8 protein-coding genes are annotated in these 7,512 nt (G+C 72.2%); 4 read left to right on the top strand and 4 right to left on the bottom strand.

Features of this window, described 5'->3' with window-relative positions; all coding sequences use genetic code 11:
- Positions 1-977: glycerate kinase (locus E1166_RS28075; RefSeq protein ID WP_132342906.1), on the bottom strand; the 977-nt coding region annotated here is incomplete at its 3' end.
- 68 nt (positions 978-1,045) lie between these two features.
- Between E1166_RS28075 and nadA the strand changes: the two genes are divergently transcribed.
- The 3 genes from nadA to E1166_RS28060 all read left to right on the top strand — a co-directional run bounded on the left by nadA (position 1,046) and on the right by E1166_RS28060 (position 4,513).
- On the top strand, positions 1,046-2,245 hold the full coding sequence (gene nadA, locus E1166_RS28070; RefSeq protein ID WP_132342905.1) for a quinolinate synthase NadA: 1,200 nt from the start codon (positions 1,046-1,048) through the stop codon (positions 2,243-2,245).
- A 229-nt stretch (positions 2,246-2,474) separates the two neighbouring features.
- Positions 2,475-3,830 (top strand): UDP-N-acetylglucosamine 1-carboxyvinyltransferase, encoded by a 1,356-nt coding sequence (murA, locus tag E1166_RS28065; RefSeq protein WP_132270692.1) that lies wholly within the window; start codon positions 2,475-2,477, stop codon positions 3,828-3,830.
- Between the two features lie 77 nt (positions 3,831-3,907).
- Entirely contained in the window at positions 3,908-4,513 is a 606-nt protein-coding gene (locus tag E1166_RS28060; protein ID WP_243710562.1) for a DUF3043 domain-containing protein, read from the top strand.
- Positions 4,514-4,546: 33 nt separating this feature from the next.
- Here E1166_RS28060 and E1166_RS28055 read toward each other — a convergent pair whose 3' ends face one another.
- The 3 genes from E1166_RS28055 to E1166_RS28045 are packed head-to-tail and all read right to left on the bottom strand — an operon-like array spanning position 4,547 to position 7,171.
- Positions 4,547-5,518, bottom strand: a complete 972-nt coding sequence (locus E1166_RS28055; RefSeq protein ID WP_132342903.1) for an ATP-binding cassette domain-containing protein — start codon at positions 5,516-5,518, stop codon at positions 4,547-4,549.
- The gene (locus E1166_RS28050) at positions 5,515-6,327 is read right to left on the bottom strand and encodes an ABC-2 family transporter protein (RefSeq protein ID WP_132342902.1); all 813 of its coding nucleotides are present in this window, start codon (positions 6,325-6,327) and stop codon (positions 5,515-5,517) included. The genes E1166_RS28055 and E1166_RS28050 overlap by 4 nt, the downstream gene beginning before the upstream one ends.
- On the bottom strand, positions 6,320-7,171 hold the full coding sequence (locus tag E1166_RS28045; protein ID WP_132342907.1) for an ABC-2 family transporter protein: 852 nt from the start codon (positions 7,169-7,171) through the stop codon (positions 6,320-6,322). Before E1166_RS28045 ends, E1166_RS28050 begins: the two co-directional genes overlap by 8 nt.
- 161 nt (positions 7,172-7,332) lie before the next feature.
- Between E1166_RS28045 and E1166_RS28040 the strand changes: the two genes are divergently transcribed.
- Positions 7,333-7,512, top strand: a 180-nt coding sequence (locus tag E1166_RS28040; protein ID WP_132342901.1) for a hypothetical protein, incomplete at its 3' end; no start/stop codon positions are given.

Raw genomic sequence — 7,512 nt, 5'->3', positions numbered from 1 at the left:
GTGCTCACCCGCCCCGCCACCACCACACAGGGCACCCCGCGGTCCCGGGCCGCGCCGGCGACCCCGGCGACAACCTTGCCGCGCAGCGACTGGTGGTCGAAGGAGCCCTCCCCGGTGATCACCAGGTCGGCGGCGTCGAGGGCGGCGTCCAGCCCGATCGCCCGGGTGACCAGGTCGATGCCGGACTCACAGCGCCCGCCGAGGGCGAGGATCGCCGCGCCGAGCCCGCCGGCCGCGCCGCCGCCGGGCAACGTGCCCAACCCGGGCGGGCAGCCGGGCAGGTCCTTCTCCAGCACCGCGGCCCAACGCTCCAGCGCGGCGTCGAGCAGCAGCACGTCCGCGCGGGTGGCGCCCTTCTGCGGGCCGTACACGTTGCTGGCACCGTGCAGCCCGAGCAGCGGATTGTCGACGTCGGTGGCGGCGACCAGGGTGGCCCCGCGCAGCCGCGGCGCGCCGTCGAGCGCAGCGACGCCGGCCAGCGCCGCCCCGCCGTACGGCAGGGCCCGGCCGGTGTCGTCGAGGCCGGTGGCGCCGAGCGCGGTGAGCAGGCCGGCGCCGCCGTCATTGGTGCCGGAGCCGCCCAGCCCGACCACCACCGTGCGGGCCCCGTGCTCCACCGCCGCGGCGACCAGCGTCCCCAGCCCGTACGAGGTGGTGGTTTTCGGGTCGCGTTCGGCGGCGGAGAGCAGGTGCAGCCCGCATGCCTGGGCGCTCTCCAGATAGGCGGTTCCGTCGTCGGTGAGCAGAATCTCACCCTCGACGGGCCGACCCAGCGGGTCGAGGGTCGGCACCGGGATCCGACGGCCACCGAGCGCGTCGGCCAGCACCGCGACAAAGCCCGGCCCACCGTCGGCGAGAGGCCGGATCAGCAGGTCGTCGCCGGTGGCGACCTCGCGCCAGCCGTCGGCGACGGCGGCGGCGACCTCGTGCGCCGCCAGGGTGCCGGCGAACTTGTCGGGACAAAGCAGCACGCGCATGGCTGGCAGTGTGGCAGGCCACACCGGTGGCGGATGCGGGCCGGCCACCCTGTGGGACCATGGGAGGCGTGACTTCGACCTGGGTTGAGCCCTCCAACACCGCCACTGCGCTGCTGCTCCTCGGCCGCGGCAGCGACCCCGCCACCGAACGTGGCGTGGAGTGTCCGGGTGATCTGCCCGCGCCGAGCGACCCCGACCTGGTGGCCCGGGCGGCTGCGGCGAAGGCTGCGCTCGGCAGCACCGTGTTCGTGCTGGGTCACCACTACCAGCGCGACGAGGTGATCCAGTTCGCCGACGTGACCGGCGACTCGTTCAAGCTGGCCCGGGAGGCCGCCGCCCGACCGGACGCGGAGTACATCGTCTTCTGCGGCGTGCACTTCATGGCCGAGAGCGCCGACATCCTCACCTCCGACAGCCAGAAGGTGATCCTGCCGGACCTGGCCGCCGGTTGCTCGATGGCGGACATGGCGGTGCTGTCGCAGGTCGAAACCGCCTGGGACGTGCTGACCGAGCTGGGCATCGCGGCCGACACCGTCCCGGTGACGTACATGAACTCCTCGGCGGACATCAAGGGCTTCGTCGGACGCAACGGCGGTGTGGTCTGCACCTCGTCGAACGCGAGGCGGGCCCTGGACTGGGCGTACCAGCAGGGCACGAAGGTGCTCTTCCTGCCCGACCAGCACCTGGGCCGCAACACCGCGGTGCTGGAGATGGGCCTCTCGCTGGACGACTGCGTGCTCTACGACCCGCACAAGCCGGGCGGCGGGCTGACCCCGCAGCAACTGCGCGACGCGAAGATGATCCTCTGGCGGGGGCACTGCTCGGTGCACGGCCGGTTCACCCTCGACAGCGTCAACGACGTGCGTGAGCGGGTGCCCGGCGTCAACGTGCTGGTGCATCCGGAGTGCCGGCACGAGGTGGTCACCGCCGCCGACTTCGTCGGCTCGACGGAGTACATCATCAAGACCATCGAGGCGGCACCGGCCGGCTCGGCGTGGGCGGTGGGCACCGAGCTGAACCTGGTCCGCCGGCTGGCGCTGGCTCACCCGGACAAGCAGATCATGTTCCTCGACCGGGCGGTCTGCTACTGCTCCACGATGAACCGGATCGACCTGCCGCACCTGGTGTGGGCTCTGGAGGAGCTGGTGGCCGGCCGGGTGGTGAACCAGATCACCGTCGACCCGGACACCGCACACCACGCCCGGGTGGCGCTGGACCAGATGCTCGCGCTGCCGGGTGCCGACACGCCGCCACCCACCGCCGGATAATCACCCACGGTCATATCGTTGACACGGATACGCACCGGAAGCACCGGTTCGTGCCATCGTTGGTGATGTGACCGATTCCATTCTCGTCACCGAGGGCTATGCTGCCGGGGCGAACATTCACGGGCCGTTTCACGCCCATCCCGATGCGGGTAGCTGGACAGCCGACCGGCGCTCGGCCAGCGGGCCCGATCCCTCGACACCGGCACCACCCGACGCGCTGGAGGTTGCGTTGACCAACGACGTCCTGGTCGTACACGGAGGCACTCCGCTGGAAGGGCGGATCCGCGTGCGCGGCGCGAAGAACCTCGTCTCGAAGGCAATGGTCGCCGCCCTGCTGGGCAACACCCCCAGCCGGCTCTACGACGTGCCCCGCATCCGTGACGTCGAGGTCGTACGCGGCCTGCTCGGCCTGCACGGGGTGAAGGTCAGCGACGGCGACGAGGACGGCGAGCTCGTCTTCGACCCGTCCAACGTCGAGAGCGCCAGCACCGACCAGATCAACGTGCACGCCGGTTCCAGCCGCATTCCGATCCTGTTCTGCGGGCCACTGCTGCACCGGCTCGGCCACGCCTTCATCCCGGACCTGGGCGGCTGTCACATCGGCCCCCGCCCGATCGACTTCCACCTGCAGGCGCTGCGGGAGTTCGGCGCGACGGTGGAGAAGACCCCGGAAGGGCTGCACCTGTCGGCTCCGAACGGGCTGCACGGCACGAAGTTCGCCCTGCCGTACCCGAGTGTGGGTGCGACCGAGCAGGTGCTGCTGACCGCGGTGATGGCCGAGGGCGTGACCGAGCTGCGCAACGCCGCGGTCGAGCCGGAGATCATCGACCTGATCTGCATCCTGCAGAAGATGGGCGCGATCATCAAGGTGCACACCGACCGGGTGATCGAGATCCAGGGCGTGAAGCGGCTCAGCGGCTACACGCACCGGCCGATCCCGGACCGGATCGAGGCCGCCAGCTGGGCGGCGGCGGCGCTGGCCACCCGCGGTCACGTCGAGGTGCTCGGCGCGCAGCAGGTCGACATGATGACCTTCCTGAACGTCTTCCGCTCGGTCGGCGGCGCGTACGAGGTGACCGACTCGCGCCCACCGAAGCTCGGCGACGCCGGCCAGGAGGGCGGCATCCGGTTCTGGCACCCGGGCGGCGAACTGAACGCCGTCGCGTTGGAGACCGACGTGCACCCGGGCTTCATGACCGACTGGCAGCAGCCGCTGGTGGTGGCACTGACCCAGGCGCGTGGCCTGTCGATCGTCCACGAGACGGTCTACGAGCAGCGGCTGGGCTACACCGAGGCGTTGAACTCCATGGGTGCCAACATCCAGGTCTACCGGGACTGCCTCGGCGGCACCCCGTGCCGCTTCGGCCGGCGCAACTTCAAGCACTCGGCGGTGATCGCCGGACCGAGCAAGCTGCACGCCGCCGACCTGGTCATCCCCGACCTGCGGGCCGGTTTCAGTCACCTGATCGCGGCGCTCGCCGCCGAGGGCACCTCCCGGGTGTACGGCGTCGACCTGATCAACCGGGGGTACGAGGACTTCGAGGCGAAGCTCGCCAGCCTCGGCGCGCACGTCGAGCGCCCGTAGCCCCCGAAGCGTCCCGCCAGACCGCCCGGTGCACCGTGATGTGCACCGGGCGGCCACGTTTGGCTACCCTTCACCTCGTGCCGTCGCTGTTTCGCCGCAAGTCCGCCGACTCCGACTCCTCCGCCACCAGCCCGGTGGTGACCGAGGAGCCGCCCGCCAACCGTCCCCGGGGCTACACGCCCAGCAAGAAGGAGCTCGGGGTGCAGACCCCGAAGCGTCCCGGCGCCGGTCGCCGCCCCGCCGGGTCGGCGAAGCCGCTGACCAAGGAGGAGGCCCGGGAGCAGCGCCGCAAGGCGCGCGCCGAGGCCGCCGCGGAGTTCCGCCGCGAGGGCGGCCCCCGGGACCGCGGCCCCGAGCGGCTGCTGGCCCGCAACGTGGTCGACTCCCGGCGCACGGTCGGCACCTGGTTCTTCGGCGGCGCGCTGATCGTGCTGATCGGCTCCAACCAGGCGATGCCGCCGGTGGTCCGGCTGGTGTCGAACCTGATCTGGGGTGCCCTCGCGCTCGGCGTGGTGATCGACTCGATCCTGATCTCGCGCAAGATCAAGAAGTTGGTGCGGGAGCGGTTCCCCCAGAGCGGTGAGCGGATGGGGTCGCTCTACCTGTACGCGATCATGCGGTCGATCACCTTCCGCCGGATGCGCGCCCCCGCGCCTCGGGTGAACATCGGCGACAAGATCTGACCCGAGCGCCGATCCGGCGGCGGCCCGTGACGGTCAGCCCGAGCGGGCCGGCGTCCGGTAGAGCCGGGCCACCACGTCCTCGATGTCCGGCTCCAGGATCGAAAGGTCGCGCAGCGTGGTCAGCCCGGCCAGCCCGGCGACCACCTCCGCCACGCCCGCCGACTCCAGCGCGTACACCAGGCGGCGCCCGTCGGCCTCCACCCGCTGCAGCGGCGCGCCGGGCAGCGTCAGCGGCGTGACCAGCGCGGCGTCCAACTCGGCGACGACCAGGCGGCGGGAGCCGTACCGGCGGTGCAGCTCGGCGATCGTGCCGTCGTGCACCACCCGCCCGTGGTCGATCACCACCAGCCGGTGGCACAGCCGCTCGATGTCGGCCAGGTCGTGGGTGGTGAGCACCAGCGTGGTGTCACCGGCCCGACCCAACTCGGCGAGGAAGCCCCGGACCGCCTGCTTGCTCACCACGTCCAGGCCGATCGTCGGCTCGTCCAGGAACAGCACCTGCGGACCGTGCAGCAGGGCGGCGGTCAGCTCGCCGCGCATCCGCTGCCCGAGGGAGAGCTGCCGGACCGGGATGTCGAGGAAGCCGTCCAGGTCGAGCAGCCCCCGGCAGCGGCGCAGCCGGGCCGCGTGCTCGGCGGCCGGCACCCGGTAGACGTGCCGGAGCAGGTCGAACGAGTCGCGCAGCGGCAGATCCCACCAGAGCTGGGAGCGCTGGCCGAAGACCACGCCGATGCCGCGCGCCAGCCGGGCCCGCTGGGGCACCGGGAGCAGTCCGCAGACCCGGGCCTGCCCGGCCGACGGGGTCAGCACGCCGGTGAGCATCTTCAGGGTGGTGGACTTGCCGGCGCCGTTCGGGCCGATGTAGCCGAGCATCTCGCCCCGCTCGATCCGCAGGTCGACGCCGTCCACGGCGACGACGCTGCGCCTCTCGCGGCGCAGCCGGCCGGCCTTCACCCGTACCGTGAACTCCTTGCGCAGGCCCCGCGCGTCGATGACCAGGCTCATGACCCCGTACTCCGGTAGTGGCGGACACCGACACGCCAGGTGAGGCTGGCGCCGGCGAGCGCGACCAGCGCGACGCCCGGCGCGGCCCAACCGGCCCACGCCGGCAGGCCGAGCGGGTCGGCGCGGCCGAGCAGCGCCAGCGCCGGCTGGTAGCTGACGAAGGCGAACCCCAGCCCGTACGCGAAGGCCGCTCGGAACCAGCCCGCGAAGACCGTGACCGGGTACGACGCGAAGTCCCGCCCACCGTAGGTGACCGAGTTGGCCAACTCCCCCGACTCGACCCAGAAGAACGACACGGTGGCGGTGGCCACGAAGACCGAACCGAAGAAGACCACCGCCGCGAGCGGGGCAACGACGGCCAGCGCCACCCGGGACGGGGTCCACTCGATGCCGGCGCCGGCCAACGCCGTCACCCACACCGCCAGGCCGAACAGCCCGCGGGAGACCTTGCGCAGCGGCAGGTCCATCAACAGCAGTTGGGGCAGCGCGCCGAGCGGACGCAGCAGCACCGCGTCGAACAGCCCGGTGCGCACGTACCGGGGCAGCCGTTCGATGTTGCCGACCAGCAGGTCGGCGACGGCGAAGGCGAAGGCGGTGAGCCCGACCATCACCAGCGTCTCGCGCAGGGTGAAGCCGCCCAGCTCCCGGGTCACGCCGTAGAGCACCAGGACGGTGACCACGTCGAAGACGGTGGCGCCGACGTTGCCCAGCAGGTCGATCACGAAGGAGGTCCGGTACGCCGTCTGGGCGCGCGCCTGGGCCCCCAGCAGCGCCCGGTACGCGGCCAGCGTCCCGCCCGCCTCAGCCACCCTGCACCACCAGCCGCCGCTCGGCCCGACGCTGCACCAGTCGGCACCCGGCCAGCAGCAGCACCACCCAGCCGGCCTGGAGGGCGACCAACCCTGCCTGGGTGGCCGGCGGATCCCGCTCGACCAGCACGTCGAGCGGGGTCTGCAACAGGCTCGGGAACGGCGTGCCGAACCACAGGACCCGCTGGATTTCCTCGGGCAGGAAACGCAGCGGGAAGTAGAGCCCGGCCAGCACTCCCGAGCCGAGGGTCCACAGGACCATCGGCCCGCGTACGTCCTGCAACCAGTAGGCGGTGGCGTTGACCAGGAAACGGCAGGCGAAACAGAGCACCACCGCGAGCACCACCGAGCCGACGAAGAGCGGCACGGTGGGCCAGCGGGCGGGCAGGTGGACGTCGAAGAAGAGCGGCCCGACCAGGATCGGGGGCAGCATCCGGGCCAGCACCGCGTACCCGGCGCGGCCCAGGTCGGTGGCGAGGTAGCTGGTGACCGGGTGGACCGGGCGGAGCAGGTCGCCGGCGATGTCACCGGTGCGGATCCGGTCGGCCAGGTCCGTCCAGCCCCAGAGCAGCACCACGGCGAGCAGCCCCTGCCCCACCCAGACGAAGGTGACCAGCTGCGCCCGGTCGTATCCGCCGGCCGTGCCCGCCGCACCGGCCACGGCGAGCAGCACGTAGCACCTGAGGAACCCGAAAACCGTGTTGGTGACGACGCCCGCCAGGGCGGCCTGCCGGTAGGTGGCGTGTCGCCGGAAGCCGGACCGGCATATCGCATTAAATGTCCGGAACCAGAGGATAACGTTTGAGTCCGTGTGCGATGCCACAGTGGCGGCGACCGAGCCCACCTCGCTACCCTCCATCCGCAGCCATGCCATGCCGGGTCGGGCGACTCTACCGGCAGGTGAGGGCAACGGCACGACAATTTCCAACGAGGTGACACCGCCGTGAGCGAGCGACGCGAGCCGGGCATCGGGCCGCGCCGCACGCCCGGCGTCGAGGGCCCTCGATGAGCGGCGGCTACCGCGACCGCTGGCACGACCCGGCCGACCCGGCCTGGGTACTCGAACCGACCACCGAGTGGCAGCCGCAGTTCCCCGGCCAGCGTTATCCCGGCGACATCGGCACCCGGCACGCCCCGCCCCCGCCCCGCGGGCGGTCCCCGGTGATCGGCCGCGCGGAGGTGCCC

Source organism: Micromonospora sp. KC213, from assembly GCF_004348325.1.
Classification (GTDB): domain Bacteria; phylum Actinomycetota; class Actinomycetes; order Mycobacteriales; family Micromonosporaceae; genus Micromonospora.
This window is presented reverse-complemented; position numbering and strand designations above follow the sequence as displayed.

Bases quoted from the DNA above. Each gene is read 5' to 3' on its own strand.
- E1166_RS28055 (WP_132342903.1), bottom strand. From the start codon at position 5,518: ATGAGCCTGGTCATCGACGCGCGGGGCCTGCGCAAGGAGTTCACGGTA.